We start from the raw sequence: 16737 nt of genomic DNA, 5'->3' as shown, positions 1-16737 counted from the left end.
TGCGGCGAAACTTACCAACCTCGGAGCATCTGAAAATGTGGGGGATCTTTACCGCTTACGCTCTTCTGGGCTTCTTTGGGCGCTTGAAGCGATTGGTGCTGCTCATGCGGCCAGTCGCATAACCGTAGGTTCGGCAGGCCGCCAGTTCCACGCCAGGAGTTGGTCCAGATCGTTGTTAAGGACGTCGCCCGATATGATCCGGGTCAGCACATCGCTCAGCCAGGTGAACGGATCGAGCCCGTTCAATTTTGCTGTCTGGAGCAAGGAAGCGAGTACCGCCCATGTATGGGCCCCGCCTTCGTTGCCAGCGAACAGGCTATTGCGGCGCCCGATTCCAATCGGGCGCATTTGCCTTTCGATCATGTTGTTATCGACCTCGACGCGGCCATCCTCAAGGAACAGGGTGAGGCCGCGCCAGTGACCTTGAGCATAGCGGATGTGCCCTGCCAGATCCGAGACCTGTGAGACGCGCGGCAAGGTATCGTCGAGCAGTGCCTTGAGCTCTTCCATGATAGGCCTGGATTTTTCCTGCCGCGTGAGGAGCCGATGTACGGCACTGGTGCCACGGATTTCCGCCTCGATCCTGTAGATGTGGCCCAGCAAGGCGATGATCTGCGCGGTAATCGGCGATCGGGTGCTCTTATGCAGATCGACGAAGCGCCGACGCAGGTGAGCAAGGCAGAACGCGAGCTGGATGCCTCCGGACAACCCGTCTGGGCTCTCCAGGCCCTTGTAGGCAGTATAGCCATCGACCTGGAGCACGCCCTGATAGCGGCCAAGCTGCTCGGATATCGCGCGGTGGCTTCGAGATCTGGCATGGACATAGCACACTGCCGGTGGCGCCGGCCCGTTCCAGGGACGGTCGTCCGTGCCGTGGGCCCAGAACTGATCGATGCGAACCTTGCCATTGCCACCGCCAATCACAGGCATCCGGGTTTCGTCAACATGGATGCGCGGATGACTATGGATTGCCCGCAATTGCAGGTCATAGAGGCCTTCGAGCCACCAAGCTGCGCATTTCAGCCAGCGCGTCAGCGTCGATCGATCAATCTGCAGCCCATGCCCTGCCAGCATCTGAGCCTGGCGATAAACCGGAAGGTACCAGGCAAAGCGTTGTGTCACGATCCAGGCGATCAGCGAGGTCGTCGCCATTCCGCCTTCGATCATCCTGCGCGGCGCCGGCGCCTGGACGATGCCGCTCTCGCAGTTTCGGCAGGCATACTTCGGACGGACGGTAGCAATCACACGCAGGATGGCCGGCACGATGTCGAGCGCCTCGCTCACGTCCTCGCCGATCTTGTGCATGCGGCCTTCGCAGCAGGCGCACTGCGTGCTGCCAGGTTCGATGACATGAACGATCCGGGGCAGATGTTTGGGCAGAGCGCCGATGTTGCGCCTGGCACGAGCCTTTACCGCCTTGGGCATCGGATCGTCGTTCGCCGCCGGCGCCACGCAAGCGGCGCTCAGGTCGCCCAGATCGAGGCTGCCTTGCCCGTCCAGAACGATACGCGCTTGCTCGCAGCGCGAGCCGAACAGCATGGCCTTGTAGGTGTTCAGCAGCCTGGAGGCCGCCTCGAGTTCGGCCTCCAGTTCCGCCATGCGGATTCCGGGGTCATCCCGGCCACCATTCCGATTTGATCCCGGCCGGGATTCCGAGATGATGCCGGCCACCATTCCGAGCAATTCCCGGCCACCCGGGAGGGAGTGAGAAGCCCGATCGTTGGGTCCATCCTATCGGCGCAGTAGCCGGAGGATGGAGATGCCGACGAGGAGGCCGAAGATGCGCCATGTGCGCGAAGTAATGAGAATGCATCGGGAGGCTTGTGTCCCGATGCGCGAGATCGCCCGGCTGACTGGCCTTGCTCGATCAACAGTGCGCGACATGATCGTGCGCTTCGATAGCTCGGGATTGGCATGGCCGGTTCCGTCCGAGATTGGTGACATAGATCTGGAGGGACGCTTGTATGGCGCCTCCGGCGTCAAACCTGGCCGACGCAAGCTTCCGGAGCCGGACTGGCCGGTGGTAGCGCGCGAACTGAAGCGCAAACACGTGACGCTGCAGGTGCTCTGGGAGGAGTACCGCGCCGAACATCCAGACGGATATCGCTACAGCCGGTTCTGCGATCTGTTCCGCCGCTGGGAAGGCCGCTTGCCGCTGGTCATGCGCCAAAGCCATGCCGGGGGCGAAAAGCTGTTCCTTGATTACGCTGGCGATACGGTGCCGGTCGTGGTGGACCGCAGGACCAGGGAAGTCCGCGGTGCCCACATCTTCGTCGCCGTGATGGGCGGCTCGAGCCTGTCGTTTGCGCTGGCGACATGGACCGAGCAGTTTCCCGACTGGATCGCGGGCAACAATGCCGCCTTCGCCTTCTTCCGCGGCGTTCCCCAGTTGCTGGTGCCCGACAATGCCAAGGTGGCGGTGATCAAGGCCTGTCACTTCGATCCTCAGGTGAACCGCAGTTACACCGACATGGCCCGGCATTACGGTACGGCGATCCTGCCGACCCGGCCGCGCAAACCGCGGGACAAGGCCAAGGTCGAGGCTTGCGTCGGTATCATTGAGCGCTGGCTATTGGGCCGCTTACGTAACCGGATCTTCTACAGCCTCGCCGAGGTAAACGCAGCGATCACCGAATGCCTTGCCGATCTCAATGACCGGCGGGTGCTACGCCAGTTCGGCAAGACGCGCCGCCAGCTGTTCGACGAAGTCGATGTTCCGAACCTCAAGCCGCTGCCGGCAGAGCCGTGGGTTCACGCCGAATGGCGACGCTGCCGCGTCGGGCTCGATTACCATATCGCGATCGAGCGGCACCATTACTCCGTCCCGCACCGCTTCGCCCGCCGCGAGGTCGAAGCTCGGTTCACTGCCAACACGGTAGAGATCTTCCTGGGAGGCGAGCGTATCGCCGTGCACATGCGCGGCAGCGGGAATGGCCGGCACACCACAGTCCCCGAGCACATGCCCTCCAGCCATCGGCGCTACGGCGAATGGACGCCGGCAAAGATCCGCGAAGAGGCAAGCCGGATCGGGCCGATGTTGTCCCTATTGGTGGAGAAGGTCATCGAGGCAAAACCCCATCCCGAACAGGGCTACCGATCCTGTCTGGGCATCATCGGGCTCGAGAGGCGATTCGGCGCCCAGCGGCTCGAAGCCGCGGCGCTGCGCGCGCTGGAAATCCAGGCGCGCAATTACCCGTCGGTCAAATCGATCCTCGAGAAGGGCCTCGATCAGGTCCCGGTTCCCCAATCCCCCGAGCAAGAGCCGATCATCCACTCCAACATCCGCGGCTCGAGCTACTACAACTGAAGGAGCAAGAATGCTGAAGCATCCCACTCTGGACCTTCTGGGCCATCTCGGCCTCGCCGGCATGGCCAAGGCCTTCGCCGAGATGGAAGGCAACGATGACGCGGCGAGCCTCAGCCATGCCGAATGGCTGGCGCTGCTACTCGACCACGAGGCCACGTACCGAAATGACAGACGCCTCGCTCTGCGCCTGCGTCACGCGAAACTGCGGCACCGCGCCGTGCCTGAGGATGTTGATTACCGAACGCGCCGCAGCCTTGATCGCCGGCTCTTCGAGACGCTGCTCGCTGGCGAATGGATCTCCAGGCACGAAAACTTGGCCATCATCGGACCGACCGGCATCGGCAAAAGTTGGTTGGCCTGTGCGATCGGCCACAAGGCCTGCCGCGATAACCGTTCGGTTCTGTACACCCGGTTGCCACGGCTGATTGACGAACTGACGCTGGCCAAGGGTGACGGCCGTATCGCCGCCCGCATGAGAAGCCTCGCCAAGGTCGAGTTGCTGATACTGGACGATTGGGGGCTTCAGCCACTCGACGGCAACGCCCGGCATCATCTCCTAGAAATCCTCGAAGACCGCTACGGTCAACGCTCCACGCTCGTCACCAGCCAACTTCCCGTGGCTCGCTGGCATCAGACCATAAATGATCCGACCTACGCCGATGCGATCCTGGACCGCCTCGTTCACAATGCAAACCGGCTCGAACTTGAAGGTGAATCCATGCGCCGGCCTGCGACCCAAACCGCCGCTTGACCACCGCCAATCCCTAATGCCATCAGGCGAAACGATCTGGCTTCTGCCCGGCCGGGATCAAATCGGAATGATGGCCGGGATCAGATTGGAACAGGCGGCCGGGATCATCGGAATCCGCACCGCCACCCGGCGGGTCATCGCATCAAGTGCAGCAGCCTGATTTTCCGGGGGTCGGGACACATGATTTTGCTAGCACACAATCTCCTAAAACCCCAGTAAAACCAACACTTCACCCCGCTATTTCTGGCCTTTTTACCGCGTTTTCCTCGAGACGGCGCCAGTCCATTCCAGCCAGCAGCAGCGTCATCTGCGCCGAGGTCAGCTTGATCACCCCGCCTGTTACGGGAGGCCAGAAAAACTTTCCGGCCTCAAGCCACTTCGTCACCATGATGGTTCCAGATCCGTCAAAATGCAGGAGCTTCAGGCGGTCCATCCGCTTCGACCGGAACACGAAGACATCGTTGGAGTAAGGATCTCGGCCCAACTCGTTGGCCACCAGCGAGGCGAGCTTGTTGATACCGGCCCTGAAGTCGATCGGTCCCGCCACCAGCACGACCTTCAGATCGCTGTGCCCGCCGATCATCCCTGCCGCAGCGCCTCGCACACAATTTTCAGGACGCCCGCGTCCACCGCGCCGCGCACCACGACATGGGCACTTTCGAACTCAATCTCGAGGCTTCCTTCTGGAGCCTGCACGCTGTCATCAACTTCTAGCGGCACAAACGAGATCGGTTCCATCGCTGTTCGGTCGCGCACGGTTCGCCGCCAATAATGGAGCAGTCCAGGGCTTACGCCATGGTGCCGCGCCACCGCACTGATGTTGGCGCCCGGCTCAAAGCTCTCTGCCGTGATCCGCGCCTTCTCGCGAGGATCCCACCGTCGGTTGCGCTTCTGCGGGGCCAGGATTGTCGCTTCGGCTAAATCCGACTTTGCGCTGTGCGGCACACCGTCCCAATTCGAATTCGCACACTGTGCCGCACTGTTTAAATCGCAGTTCGATCCGCTGTTCTTGTCTTCGAGCATCTCTGCCATCTCCGCTGCCAATCAAAGGCAGGGTCATCGGCTCGGCATTCAACACCGTCCACGTGGGACGCTCGCATCGCTAACGGTTGATGCCTGAGATCTTGCAGTTCTCGATCAGCGTGGCGATGACCGCCCAGTTGTCGCCGCCTTCGTCAGAGCCTGCGAAGAGGGCGTTCTTGCGATTGAGGGCCAGCGGACGGATTGATCGCTCGACAGTGTTGGAATCCAGCTCGACGCGGCCGTCTTCGAGGAACAGCGACAGCCCGGACCAGCGGGTGAGCGCGTAGCGGATGGCATCGGCGAGCTTGCTCTTGGCGCTAACCTGACGAAGTCGTGCCTCGAGGTAGATGTGCAGGTCATCCACGATGACGCGGGCCTGTTCGGCGCGCACGGTGCGGCGCTGCCCCGCCGAAGTGCCGCGAACCTCTTCCTCGATCGCGTAGAGCACTGCGATCCGGCGCAGCACCTCGGTCGCGACCGGCGAGCTGTCGGTAACCGTCCGACTGGGCTTGCTCTTACCCACAAGTGCCCAATGGGGGTCTTGAGATGCGGGCGCCCTCGACGAGATCGGCGAGGCGCGACATGCCTCTCCATATGACGGTCGTACCTGGTGGAGGATCGGCTGCACGGTCAAGATAGCCGCCAAGCTTTGCGACGGCTCTGATATAGAAGGCGAGATCGCGGGAGGTTATACGTTTCAACGTAGGCGTGGAGCGATCGAGCAGATTGCGCTCCGCTTCGGTGAAGACGGCAGCAGGTGAGGCCTCTGGTGCTTCACGAGCCAATATCGTCAGCCATGATACGCGCCAGGCAACGACGCAGCACAATGCGATGCAATTGGCCAAGCGGTTGACGGTAGTCAGGCGGAGCTCCTCGATCCGGCATCCGGTTTTCAGGGTTCGGAAGAATGTTTCAATCTTCCAGCGCCGGGCGTACCATTCCAGCTTATGCACGGCATCCGCATGGTTTGAGACCGGCAAGTTGGTAATGAGCTTCCAGCATATCGGCGCGCGGCCTTCCGGCGGATCGAGTTCTTCAGCATGTATGATCTGGAGCTCTTGATGCCTGTATTTCTTTTGTTTTCCGATCGGCGGACGAACCGTCATTGTCGCATGCCGCACGCGTAGCACTGCGTGCTGCTCCTTGCCTTGTGCATCGCGGAACTGGATTTCGTGCGTGCCGCTGGACGGCGTGCTTTCCATCACCTGGGTAATGGTCGTCGTGCCGTCTTCAGCCAGACGGTCGACGCAACTGCGCACGAGGAATTTGGTACCGAGATCTTCAGCAAGGCAATAGAGCTCGTAAATGTCGCTTTCCCGATCGCCGATATGCACACACCGGTCTGGCGCCCCAGCCAATTCGGTAGACAGGCGCAAATTATCAAGCCAGCGGATACTTTCCTTTTGATCGATGGGAATTCTGGTCAGATTGACCCTGCGCTTGAGTTCCGCTGTTCCCTTGAATTTGGAACGCGACCAGAATTTCGCCGCGGTCAGGCCCAATGGCAGCCCCTCTGGTGTGATCGCAAGGCTGACATGCATCAGTAGACCGCAGACCGTGAACTTCTGAAACCGGCCATCCTTCTGCTTGCGTCCAGTCGAGACCTTGGTGAAGCCGATCTTGTTCGGATCCGCGCGTTTGAAGTTGAATTCGGTGGTATCCTGCAAGATCAGTATAGGGCCCTCGGTTGCCTGAATGCGCAAGGCCGAGGCTGCAAAATGACCTTCCAGGATTTTGTCTTCGCTGACGTTCTCATTCGAAAAGAAGCGGTAGGCCGCCTTGGTATTCGACCAGTCCTGAAATGCCGTGGGCAAAGATTGCCCAGGTCGCTCTTCGAGTGCTTCAAGCATGGCCCCAAGTCGTCGGTTCAGCCGTGCATCACCCAAATTGGATTCCGCCGTTTCCGTTTCCACCCAGCTCTGTTCCATCTCCGCACCTCGCTACCCGAAGGTGCCGGAGAATGAATCATGACCGATTCCAGCCAGACAACGGACGCGCGATAAACGGAATCACGCCCGCGACCACTTGTGGGTAAGAGCAAGAACAATCGGACGGTTACTCCCGACCTCCGCCTAGCGTAGCGCAAACGCAATCTGTTCGCCTGTGAACTTCGACTTCTTCATGCACAATCTTCAGCTCCACGCTGTTTCGATTTTGCCAGATTTCTCGCATTCTCGCTGGAGGCATTTTCCGGGACAGGGTCGGAGCTTAATGCAATAACAAGCTAATCGGTCCACGGTGGGGGCAGATCAGGTAAGCGCGTAGCGTATGGCATCGGCGAGCTTGCTTTTGGGGCTGACCTGACGAAGTCGTGCCTCTGGGTAGATGTGCAGATCATCCACGATGAGGCGTGCCTGTTCGGCGCGCATGGAGCAGCGGTGCTCTGTCGAGGTGCTGCGAACCTCGTCCTCGATTGCGTGGAGCATGACGATCCGGCGCAGTACCTCGGTCGCGACCAGTGAGCTAGCTCTCACAGACCAACTCGCCGCCATCGGGGGGCCCATCGTGGTCGGCTTCGAAGCGGCGGGCAACTAGGCGGAGGGGCTTCCACGAGACCCGACCTCACACATCCCTAGGGTTCATGACGCCGGCCAAATTTGCTTCATCGGCCGGAGCTAACCCCAGCCGATGAAGTGCCGGATCCCTCGTTCTGTTCGGTGATAACGACTAAGCCAATACGGCTCAGACAGGCTTTTCCAATATAGCAAGAGCCTGCCAGAAAGCCGGATGGGTGGAATTGTCCGAGCCATCGGTGAACCGCGGAGCGGAGAAACCTGCGTCTTGCGCAAATCTGCAAATCCAGTCGCGGTGAAGAAAAGCATCAAGTTGCTCTGCCCTTTGACCGGCTTCGATGCGGCTCAAATTGGCATCCCAAACGCGATCGTGAGCTTGATCCTCGAGCTCAAGGAACGAGAAGATCATCTTGCCGCCGGGCTTTAGCGCCCGATAAGCATCGCGTGTGTAAAGATACGATTCTGCCGGATATAGGTGCGTAAAGACTGACCAGTGGAACACAATATCCAGGCTTTCGTCATCCGCCATGATCTGCGGCGTGAAATTGAGGATGATCTCGTAATCGGGACACTTCTCCAGCAGTTCAGCCAATAGCTCGGGGACGACATCAGCCCCTTTGTAGGATCCACGCCATCCTGCACGCCGAAGGGCCTGAGCTGTGCGACCACAACCGCAGCCGAGGTCATAGATAGCCATCCCGTCGTGCAAGCCGTGAGCTTTGAGAACCGCCACGTGCCCATCACCCTGAGCATGGAAGCTTTCCATCGTTGTCGCACCGATGGCCTGGGCAAGTGCAAGGGAGCGATTTTCAGGATCAGCACGCAGTTTTTTGCGCACTAGATTCTGATAATCGACGATTGAATGGCTGAGGTGAATCTTGGGTTTTATCAGTCGCGCTAGCAGTCTCACGTGTCCCCCTTTGGACGCGAAGCCGAGGCTTGCATCGCTGTTCCACGATCTTGTGAACAGAGCAGGTAAACGAAACGCCGGCGTGCGAAGCCGACGTTTCGGAATAGTGCCAGATGTTACCGTGGTGCTTCGATTACATCTTTGCCAATGTTTCCAGAGCGGCTGCCTCACCGCGGCTGTCGTAAAAACCGACGGATCCCTTGGCATAGTAATGGCTTACGACACTAAGTCGAGAACGACTTTGGTCAGCCCGAGGGCTTCCTCCATGAATGAGGTTTTCATGCCAAACAAGTATCTGTCCAGCCTTGGGGCGATAGACTACCTTCTCGTATCCCTCTTGCTCAATAATATTCTCAATAGCAGTAGCAAAAACGTGATAAGGTGAATAATCTTCGTTGACTATTTTTCCTACGCCAAGATCGCGAGCTCGAATGCTACCTGAACGATGGCTACCTGGATAAACGAAAAGCTCTCCTGAATCGGCCTCAATATCTTGCAGCGCAATCCATACACCGCACATGAACCCGGAAGGGTAGGGAGTAAGATGGATTGAGTCCTGATGTGCATCCTGCTCGCTACCATTGACATAAGTGAGTGTTTGGCAGGCGCACGGTGTATCCTTGAAGAAACTTTCCAGGAAATCAATAACAGGAGGGTATAGCCAAACAGCGCGTGCAGCCGGTATCTTACGATGAGCACCATGTATACGATCACTGGATCCTGCTCTATACTGCAGATCACCAACGGCAATCGCGCTTGCAAGATCACGATTGAAATTTTCAATTAGATCGCTAGGCAATTGCTCGTGCAAAACGCAAAATCCCCAGCGCAAAAGATGCTTCTGGGCCGCCGTTGCATCGTTAGCAGGTTCAAAGCTAAGGTCGACATCCTCTACCGTGGCATCGTTAAACCAGGCTCGAGCGGTCCCATTCCCATAAGGAAATAGGCTGCTGTCAATGATGCGGCCCGTAATCAGTGGCGCATTAAATGCGCGAAGGTCTTCGGAAACTTGATGTGCCAAAGGGCCATCATTAGAAATATTCAGGCTAAGCGGAGGGAAATCAAGTTGTTGACCATCAGCAAGATTTAACTTTGCCGAAACCTCATGAACACCGTTCGGGATCAGGTGGGTAAGCAGGTGAAATTCGACGCATCGCGTATTTTCACTTTGCGGCCACATAACCTGTGCTGCCGGTAAAGTGCAGGTATGACCTGCAAATTCTACAGTCAGTGTCCCGTAATCATCTACTTGTCCAACGACGTATCCTTTGACAGAGAGTAGACCGAACATGTCTTTAGGATCTGCGCGGTTTGCAATCTGCAGATTAGTAGCCGAAAGTTCTAAAAACGCAGCTTCGTTTGTATTAATCATGCGCACCTTACCCTTATGCTTCGCTGCATATAATCTGCAATATTTCGGTTGAGCAAGAGAAAATTGGCTGAAATCAGGGGGGTCGCGGACGATTGAGAGGGCGAGATCGCTTGAAAATGTGGATGGGGGGCGGTACCGACTGCTCCCTCCGTTCAGATGCCCGCCGGATATTACTCAATGGCTGGATAGCGTGGACAGTGCTACAAAATCCACTTCTGACAGATTTTCAAACGCTTCTGGTGAGTCCACCTGTACTGGGACGTCAGTATAGTAATTTCTTCGATAATATAGTTGCGGTTGCAATTTTCGGTGAAATTGATTTCAATATATTCGTCTGGAGAAAAATTTCATGATAGAAATGCTGAAGCGCATAATTTCCCCCTGCCCATTAGATAAATTAATCTCAGCAGTTCGCGCATGTGGTTTTGATCCAGCTGAATATATTAATTCAGTTAATGACATGAAGAACTTTAATGAAGATCAGGCCACCTATCATTTCATATTGCAGGGCTTTCGTGAAAATAGAGATTTTCCGATGGGAAGGCCAATGCAGGGCATCTCAGAGCTGTTGAATCTGTCGATTGAAAACACGGGATACCAGAAGCTTTTGGCGTCGGGAGTGATGGTGAGGCAGTTCCAGACTGCGGCAAAATCCAATTGGGACCATTTGATTGAATTAATAAAAGAGATAAAATCAGCTAATTTCGTCCCTTATATAGTTATAGGCGACAGTCATTCCGAATTATATTCCCGATTTATCGATGTCGACGGGCGCATATTTGTTCCGGTCAATTTGGTATGCAGTGGAGCAACTGCACTTGGACTGGGGCGAGAGGATACTCGAAGTGGATTTGGGCGTCGAATTTATGAATGGCTAAAAAAACTTCAATCCGAGAATATCGCTATCCCGGAAATATTCTTTAAATTTGGCCAAGTGGATGTCGAATTTACCTCGACATTTAAGCGCATAAAACTGGACGGAAATTTGTTTTCTCTTCCAGATTTTGTTGATTTTGTTGATTTATCTATTTCAAGTTACGAAAAATTCTTGCGTGAAATAAGTTATATTGGCCGATTGAGCGTTTGTTCTATTTTTCCGCCTACCCTTACGGACGCGGCGTGGAATGAGGGATATGTCAACGCGAACATAGCATTCGCAGAAACTGGGGTAAGTCCCGAAAGTATATCTAAGCAAGTAAGGAATTTGGAAATTCCATCGATGAGATCGAGGACAGAAATGCATGCTTTATATAATCATAAATTGAAAAAAATGTCAGAACATCTAAGATTGAATTTCATAGATGACTTCAGCCCTCTTGTCGGCAATCAGGGTGTCGTTGCAGAAGAATTTGTGCCTGGTCATCCTGGGAACGATCTGTCCGGCGTCAGCGCCCATGGCACAGATTAGGGGTTGAGATTTAAGGAGGGTTTGGGCTTCGTCGTAGTGACGAAGGAACGAAGATGAAGCCCAAACCCTCCTTGCGAAAATCGCCAGCAAAGGCCTCTGCCGAAGCCGTGGTGAAAGACATTCGCCGACAGACGCGGCGGCATTTCTCGGCCGAGGACAAGATCCGCATCGTGCTCGACGGATTGCGCGGCGAGGACAGCATCGCCGAGCTGTGTCGGCGTGAAGGCATCGCCCAGAGCCTCTACTACACCTGGTCGAAAGAGTTCATGGAGGCCGGCAAACGCCGGCTCGCGGGCGATACCGCCCGTTCTGCGACCACGGGCGAGGTGCAGGATCTGCGCCGTGAAGCCCGTGCCCTGAAGGAATGCGTTGCTGACCTGACGTTGGAAAACCGCCTGCTCAAAAAAAGCATGATCGCGGATGGGGGCGACGACGAATGAGGTACCCCGCCGCAGAAAAGCTGGAGATTATCAGGATCGTCGAGCAGTCGCACCTGCCGGCCAAGCACACTCTGGACAAGCTGGGTATTCCTCGCCGGACGTTCTACCGCTGGTATGACCGCTTCCTTGAGGGCGGTCCTGAAGCCCTGGAGGATCGCCCCTCGGCGCCGAGCCGGGTGTGGAACCGCATCACCGAGGATATCCGCGCGCAGATCGTCGAGATGGCGCTCGAGGCGACCGAGCTTTCCCCTCGCGAACTGGCGGTGCGCTTCACCGACGAGAAGCGCTATTTCGTGTCGGAAGCCACGGTTTACCGCCTGTTGAAGGCCCATGACCTGATCACCAGTCCAGCCTATACCGTGATCAAGGCCGCTGACCAGTTCCACACGAAGACCACCCGGCCGAATGAGATGTGGCAAACCGACTTCACCTACTTCAAGATCATCGGGTGGGGCTGGATGTACCTGTCGACCGTGCTCGACGACTACTCGCGCTACATCATTGCCTGGAAACTGTGCACCAACATGCGCGCCGAGGACGTCACTGACACGCTGGACTTGGCCCTCAAGGCATCGGGCTGCGACAGCGCCACGGTCCTGCACAAGCCCCGGCTACTATCCGACAACGGCCCCAGTTACATCGCGGGCGAACTCGCCGAGTACATCGAGGCCCAGCAGATGAGTCACGTCCGTGGCGCCCCGTTGCATCCGCAAACGCAGGGCAAGATCGAGCGCTGGCACCAGACCTTGAAGAATCGCATCCTGTTGGAACATTACTTCCTGCCCGGCGACCTCGAAGCCCAGATCGAAGCGTTCGTGGAGCACTACAATCACCAGCGCTACCACGAGAGCCTGAACAACGTGACGCCCGCTGACGCCTACTTCGGCAGGGCTCCCGCTATCATCAAGCGTCGCGAAACCATCAAGCAAAAAACCATCGAATATCGCCGCTTGCTTCACCGCAAGCTCGCCGCCTAACATCAACCCCCAGACGAGGCTCGCTCTCCGCTAATCCACGCCCCGATCTGTGCCAAATGTCTCGACGACGGACAACTTCGCCCATGCGTCCACCGTCGGCAACGGCAACGGCGTTGCGTAGCTTTGCAACGTCAATGCCGACGAACGCCTCTCGTAGCTCATCCATGACACCATCTCCGCGATAGCGAGGGCTCAGCACCTGTGCCGCCCTCGCCAACACAGTGTAAGCGCAGGGTCGCCCTCAGTCGCGCAGCGGACATACATGGGGTAATCGCGGGAGCGGTCACCCATCGACAGGATTCGCGATAAGTGAGGTGGTTGTTCCCCGCTATGATGACGAACGGGCTCTCGATTGGTGACCGGGCCCAACCTCAGGGAGAACAACCATGGACGAGTATATCGGGCTGGACGTGTCGCTGAAAGAAACCGCGGTATCCATTCGGCGCAACGGACAGCGCGTCTGGCGAGGCAAGTGCCCCTCGGATCCGCAGCTTCTTGCGGCATTGATCCGAAAGCGCGCGCCTGCGGCCAAGCGCGTGGTCTTCGAGACCGGGCCGCTTTCAGTCTGGTTTTTTCATGCCCTGACCGCGGAAGGAATGCCGGCGATCTGCATCGACGCCCGCCACGCCAAGGCCTCGCTCGACATGGCCGCTAACAAGACCGATGCCAATGATGCCGACGGGCTCGCACATCTGGCAGAGGTCGGTTTCTTCCGCGAAGTCCGGGTTAAGGGCTTCGACAGCATGCTGTCCCGGACGCTTGTCGCGGCTCGAGCGAAACTCGTGCGAACGACACTGGACGTGGCGAACCAGGTCCGGGGATTGATGAAGACGTTCGGCCTCATCGTTCCGCGCAGCATGGGTGGCAAGTTCGAAGCGCATGTTCGCTCTCTTCTCGCCGACAGCGCCGCACTCTCGCAAATCATCCTGCCCTTGCTCGAAGCCTGGCGCGCTCTTCGCCTCCAGGCAGCCAGACTGACGCAGCAACTCCTCGCCGAAGCACGCAGAAGCGAGCAATGTCAGTTGCTGATGTCGATCCCAGGCATTGGTGCGATCACAGCCACTGTCAACGGGCACCGAACTTTCCCCAGATGTGGGCGCCCAAAATTCCCTAGGTTGGTGGTTCGGGATGGCATGGTGATCAGCCGTATTCGAGATCGGTTTTTCCTTTCACCGGTGGACGGCCGCGCCGCTTTTGCGGGGGCGGATTGAACGCGGCGCCGCTGCGCACGTTTTCGGGCACAAGCCCCGCGTGCTCACGCATGCGATAGCTGGACCCCTCGATCTGGATGACGACGGCGTGGTGCAGCAGCCGGTCGAGCAGGGCCGTGGCGACGACGGGATCACCGAAGACCTCTCCCCATTCAGCGAAGCCGCGGTTGGAGGTGAGGATCATTGCGCCCTTCTCGTAGCGTGCGTTGACGAGCTGGAAGAACAGGTTGGCGCCGCCGGGCGTGACCGGCAGGTATCCGATCTCGTCGACGACCAACAGCGATGCCCTGGTGAGGAAGCGGATCTTCTCCCTGAGTGTGCCTTCTCGCTCGGCCTTGGCAAGCTGGGCGATCAGATCGGCCAGAGGGATGAAGTAGACCGCCTTGCCGGCGCGCACGGCCTCGACCGCCAGTGCGGTCGCGATGTGGCTCTTGCCGGTACCAGGCGGACCGAGCAGGTGGACAACCTCGGCCCGTTCGATGAAGTCGAGGCCGGCGAGCGCGAGGATACGATTGCGGTCGAGCGAGGGTTGGAACGAGAAGTCGTAGCCAGCCAGGGTCTTGACGACCGGTAACCGGGCCATGCGCAGGGCCGCCTTGATCCGCCGGTTCTCGCGTAGCGAGAGTTCTTCGCCGAGCAACTCGTCAAGCGCTTCGATGCCGTCGATCTGGCCCTGCTCGATACGCCGTAGGGTCGCATCGAGTATTTCGAGCGCACGGGGCATCTTGAGGCTGACCAAGCTCCGGCGGATGGAGTCGACGCGCGCAGATGGTGCTGCACCGTTCATGGCCGACCCTCCATGGCCAGGCTCGCGCCGATGGCCTCGTAGATCGCGAGCGAACGCAGCGGCACATGATCGCCGATCCGGCCGATCACCGTCATGGGCCGGTCCTGCGTTCGCGAAGTGGGCCGTCCGGTGCGATGGCGCTGATCGATGCGATATTGCCGGCGCCCTTCGAGCACAGGATGTTCGGCAACGATGATGCCGCGATCGATGATGCGGACCAGGTCCGGCAACTGCTCGATCTCAACGATCCGGCGAGTTCGGTCAGGAACGCTGTAATAGTTGCCACCGACGGCCACGAGGCCGTCGTGGCTGACCCGCCGCTCGAGTTTCAAAACGGCGTTGAAGCGGTGCTCGGGCAGGCGTTGCAGCTCTTCTTGCTCCTCGGCGAAGGCCTCCGTCACCACGCGCTGGGTCGTCCCATGCACGCGCACATTCGCGACGTTGTCGAGCCAGTCGATGAGCTGAGCGTTGAGGTCCTCCATGTTGCGGAAGCTGCGGCCCAAGAAAAAGTCCTCGCGGATATAGCGGAAGGGCCGCTCAACTTTGCCCTTCGTTTTGGCGCGATAGGGGCGGCAGGCCCTGGGCTGGAACCGATAATGCTTCGCCAGCGCCAGCAGCGAGGTGTTGTAGACGATGTGGCCCTGGGCATCCTCGCCGGTCACCGCAGTCTTCATCCGGTCGTAAAGGATCTCGATCGGTACGCCGTCCAGCGCCTCGAACGCCTGCATATGACAGCGCAGGAGCGTTTGCAGATCCTGGTGCAACACATAGCGGGCAAACAGGAACCGCGAGTAGCCGAGCACGAGGCCGAATAGCCAGACGATGCGCGCCGCCCCTGGTTCGTCGGTAAACTCGACGACGAACCGGGCGAAGTCGACCTGGGCCTGGACGCCGGCCTTGGTCTCGAAGCGAACCTCGTAGGGCTTGGGATCATGTTCCGGCCGGATTGCTGCGAGATAGCGCTTCACTGCGGTATAGGCGCCGACATAGCCCATCTCCCTGATCTCACGGGTGAGCCGCGAGGCCGTCAGATCGGGAAACGCGGTAATCCGCTCACGCAGGAATTCCATGTAAGGAGCGATCTTGCATGGTCGCCCCAATTTACGAGGACCGTAAGCGGGCACCTCAACGCCGCGCTCAATGTATTTGCGAACGGTCTTGGGGTCGCGGCCCGTTCGACGGGCGATGGCGGTCACCGACAGCCCCTGCCGGTTCAGCTCCAGTATCATCATGGCTTCTCCAAGTCGGATCATCGGGCGCTGCCTCCTGCAGGAGATCATCGCGCCGAATTTGGAGTTCCCCAATGAGCCGGGGTTAACCCCGGCTCATTGGGGAACCAGGTCCAACAATCAGGGAATTTTCAAAGCCCACATTTGCGGAGAATTACACGCCCACTGACAGCCACGGCCTATCTCACTGCCGTCGAGGATGCATCGAACTTCAAGCGGTCACGGTCGGTGGGTGCCTGGCTGGGCCTGACGACGCGCCGGTATCAATCGGGCGAGGTTGATTATGACGGCCATATCTCCCGACGGGGAGACGCCCATGTGCGATCGCTCCTATATGAAGCCGCGGTGGTGATCCTGACCCGCAGCCAGGCCAACAGCGATTTGCGCAACTGGGGCATGAAACTGCGCGAAAAGATCGGCTTCAAACGATCCGCCATTGCTGTTGCCCGCAAGCTCGCCGTCATCATGCACGCGATGCTCCGTTCCGGTGAACTGTTCAACAAGGAGGCAGCGACCGCCTAACTCACGAGCTCTGCTGCGCTAAAGGCGCGAAGAGGCGCCCCTGCCGGGACGCAGGCTGGTCCATTCCGTTAAGACCGTTGCACCTCGAGCCCGCTCGGATCGTGCGAGACATACATTGGAAGGACTGTCCCGCGAAGCCCCATGATGCGGCGACCAATGTCGACCGCGTAGACGACCGTGCTCCCGGCAAACAACCTCACGCAAGAAGGCGCTTGTAAATCCCGCTATTAGAGCCTGATCCAAAAGTTGTTGAGCAATACCAGCATGTTATGATTCACGCCGTCCTT

At 58.3% G+C, this 16737-nt stretch carries 13 protein-coding genes and 3 pseudogenes; 6 read left to right on the top strand and 10 right to left on the bottom strand.

Features of this window, described 5'->3' with window-relative positions; translation table 11 throughout:
* Window positions 1–102: 102 nt before the first annotated feature.
* Window positions 103–1599: an IS66 family transposase gene (locus NTCA1_RS26600; protein WP_159832343.1), complete on the bottom strand. Its 1497-nt coding sequence runs from the start codon at window positions 1597–1599 to the stop codon at window positions 103–105.
* A 181-nt stretch (window positions 1600–1780) separates the two neighbouring features.
* Here NTCA1_RS26600 and istA (NTCA1_RS26595) point away from each other — a divergent pair, with 181 nt between their 5' ends.
* Both istA (NTCA1_RS26595) and istB (NTCA1_RS26590) read left to right on the top strand, forming a co-directional pair.
* Window positions 1781–3307: an IS21 family transposase gene (istA, locus tag NTCA1_RS26595; protein ID WP_201282609.1), complete on the top strand. Its 1527-nt coding sequence runs from the start codon at window positions 1781–1783 to the stop codon at window positions 3305–3307.
* Window positions 3308–3317: 10 nt separating this feature from the next.
* The gene (gene istB, locus NTCA1_RS26590; RefSeq protein ID WP_159832342.1) at window positions 3318–4058 is read left to right on the top strand and encodes an IS21-like element helper ATPase IstB; all 741 of its coding nucleotides are present in this window, start codon (window positions 3318–3320) and stop codon (window positions 4056–4058) included.
* Between the two features lie 229 nt (window positions 4059–4287).
* On the opposite strand, the gene tnpB is transcribed toward istB (NTCA1_RS26590), so the two are convergent.
* From tnpB to NTCA1_RS26555, 7 genes and pseudogenes are all read right to left on the bottom strand, one after another.
* On the bottom strand, window positions 4288–4641 hold the full coding sequence (gene tnpB / locus NTCA1_RS26585; protein WP_159832341.1) for an IS66 family insertion sequence element accessory protein TnpB: 354 nt from the start codon (window positions 4639–4641) through the stop codon (window positions 4288–4290).
* Entirely contained in the window at window positions 4638–5081 is a 444-nt protein-coding gene (locus tag NTCA1_RS26580) for a transposase (protein ID WP_159832340.1), read from the bottom strand. Before NTCA1_RS26580 ends, tnpB begins: the two co-directional genes overlap by 4 nt.
* An 88-nt stretch (window positions 5082–5169) precedes the next feature.
* Window positions 5170–5562, bottom strand: a pseudogene (locus NTCA1_RS26575) (transposase); the annotation flags it as partial.
* 34 nt (window positions 5563–5596) lie between these two features.
* The gene (locus NTCA1_RS26570; protein ID WP_159832339.1) at window positions 5597–7009 is read right to left on the bottom strand and encodes an IS4 family transposase; all 1413 of its coding nucleotides are present in this window, start codon (window positions 7007–7009) and stop codon (window positions 5597–5599) included.
* 321 nt (window positions 7010–7330) lie between these two features.
* Window positions 7331–7555 carry an IS66 family transposase gene (locus NTCA1_RS26565; protein WP_236549593.1) on the bottom strand — a complete coding sequence of 75 codons (225 nt, stop codon included), beginning with the start codon at window positions 7553–7555 and terminating at the stop codon, window positions 7331–7333.
* A 208-nt stretch (window positions 7556–7763) separates the two neighbouring features.
* On the bottom strand, window positions 7764–8504 hold the full coding sequence (locus NTCA1_RS26560; RefSeq protein ID WP_236549592.1) for a bifunctional 2-polyprenyl-6-hydroxyphenol methylase/3-demethylubiquinol 3-O-methyltransferase UbiG: 741 nt from the start codon (window positions 8502–8504) through the stop codon (window positions 7764–7766).
* 133 nt (window positions 8505–8637) lie between these two features.
* A complete protein-coding gene (locus tag NTCA1_RS26555) occupies window positions 8638–9876 on the bottom strand; it encodes a phytanoyl-CoA dioxygenase family protein (protein WP_159832337.1) in 1239 nt (412 codons plus the stop codon).
* Window positions 9877–10225: 349 nt separating this feature from the next.
* On the opposite strand from NTCA1_RS26555, the gene NTCA1_RS26550 reads away from it, so the two are divergent.
* The 3 genes and pseudogenes from NTCA1_RS26550 to NTCA1_RS26535 all read left to right on the top strand — a co-directional run.
* Window positions 10226–11284, top strand: coding sequence for a hypothetical protein (locus NTCA1_RS26550; protein ID WP_159832336.1), 1059 nt, complete (start codon window positions 10226–10228; stop codon window positions 11282–11284).
* Between the two features lie 53 nt (window positions 11285–11337).
* Window positions 11338–12701 (top strand): IS3 family transposase gene (locus NTCA1_RS26545; RefSeq protein WP_159832335.1). Its coding sequence is split into 2 segments (ribosomal slippage): window positions 11338–11685 and window positions 11688–12701, totalling 1362 coding nucleotides; the frame shifts between segments, so codons are not numbered across the junction.
* Between the two features lie 386 nt (window positions 12702–13087).
* Window positions 13088–13765 (top strand): annotated as a pseudogene (locus NTCA1_RS26535) (transposase); the annotation flags it as partial.
* 76 nt (window positions 13766–13841) lie between these two features.
* Here the strand turns inward: NTCA1_RS26535 and istB (NTCA1_RS26530) are convergent.
* Together istB (NTCA1_RS26530) and istA (NTCA1_RS26525) are read right to left on the bottom strand one after the other, a co-directional pair.
* Window positions 13842–14699: an IS21-like element helper ATPase IstB gene (gene istB, locus NTCA1_RS26530; RefSeq protein ID WP_159832333.1), complete on the bottom strand. Its 858-nt coding sequence runs from the start codon at window positions 14697–14699 to the stop codon at window positions 13842–13844.
* Window positions 14696–15952 (bottom strand): IS21 family transposase, encoded by a 1257-nt coding sequence (istA, locus tag NTCA1_RS26525; protein ID WP_159832332.1) that lies wholly within the window; start codon window positions 15950–15952, stop codon window positions 14696–14698. The genes istB (NTCA1_RS26530) and istA (NTCA1_RS26525) overlap by 4 nt, the downstream gene beginning before the upstream one ends.
* 141 nt (window positions 15953–16093) lie before the next feature.
* Between istA (NTCA1_RS26525) and NTCA1_RS26520 the strand changes: the two are divergent.
* Window positions 16094–16450, top strand: a pseudogene (locus NTCA1_RS26520) (transposase); the annotation flags it as partial.
* Between the last annotated feature and the right edge of the window lie 287 nt (window positions 16451–16737).

Source organism: Novosphingobium sp. TCA1, from assembly GCF_009811895.1.
Lineage (GTDB): Bacteria > Pseudomonadota > Alphaproteobacteria > Sphingomonadales > Sphingomonadaceae > Novosphingobium > Novosphingobium panipatense_A.
Note: the sequence above shows the minus strand (reverse complement) of the source record. Positions and strands in the feature narration are given on the sequence as shown.

Excerpts from the sequence above, each read along its gene's own strand:
- NTCA1_RS26555 (WP_159832337.1), bottom strand. The coding sequence starts at position 9,876 with ATGATTAATACAAACGAAGCTGCGTTTTTAGAACTTTCGGCTACTAAT.
- NTCA1_RS26580 (WP_159832340.1), bottom strand. The coding sequence starts at position 5,081 with ATGCTCGAAGACAAGAACAGCGGATCGAACTGCGATTTAAACAGTGCG.
- istB (WP_159832342.1), top strand. The coding sequence starts at position 3,318 with ATGCTGAAGCATCCCACTCTGGACCTTCTGGGCCATCTCGGCCTCGCC.
- NTCA1_RS26570 (WP_159832339.1), bottom strand. The coding sequence starts at position 7,009 with ATGGAACAGAGCTGGGTGGAAACGGAAACGGCGGAATCCAATTTGGGT.
- tnpB (WP_159832341.1), bottom strand. The coding sequence starts at position 4,641 with ATGATCGGCGGGCACAGCGATCTGAAGGTCGTGCTGGTGGCGGGACCG.
- istB (WP_159832333.1), bottom strand. The coding sequence starts at position 14,699 with ATGAACGGTGCAGCACCATCTGCGCGCGTCGACTCCATCCGCCGGAGC.
- NTCA1_RS26550 (WP_159832336.1), top strand. The coding sequence starts at position 10,226 with ATGATAGAAATGCTGAAGCGCATAATTTCCCCCTGCCCATTAGATAAA.
- istA (WP_159832332.1), bottom strand. The coding sequence starts at position 15,952 with ATGATCCGACTTGGAGAAGCCATGATGATACTGGAGCTGAACCGGCAG.
- NTCA1_RS26600 (WP_159832343.1), bottom strand. The coding sequence starts at position 1,599 with ATGGCGGAACTGGAGGCCGAACTCGAGGCGGCCTCCAGGCTGCTGAAC.
- istA (WP_201282609.1), top strand. The coding sequence starts at position 1,781 with ATGCGCCATGTGCGCGAAGTAATGAGAATGCATCGGGAGGCTTGTGTC.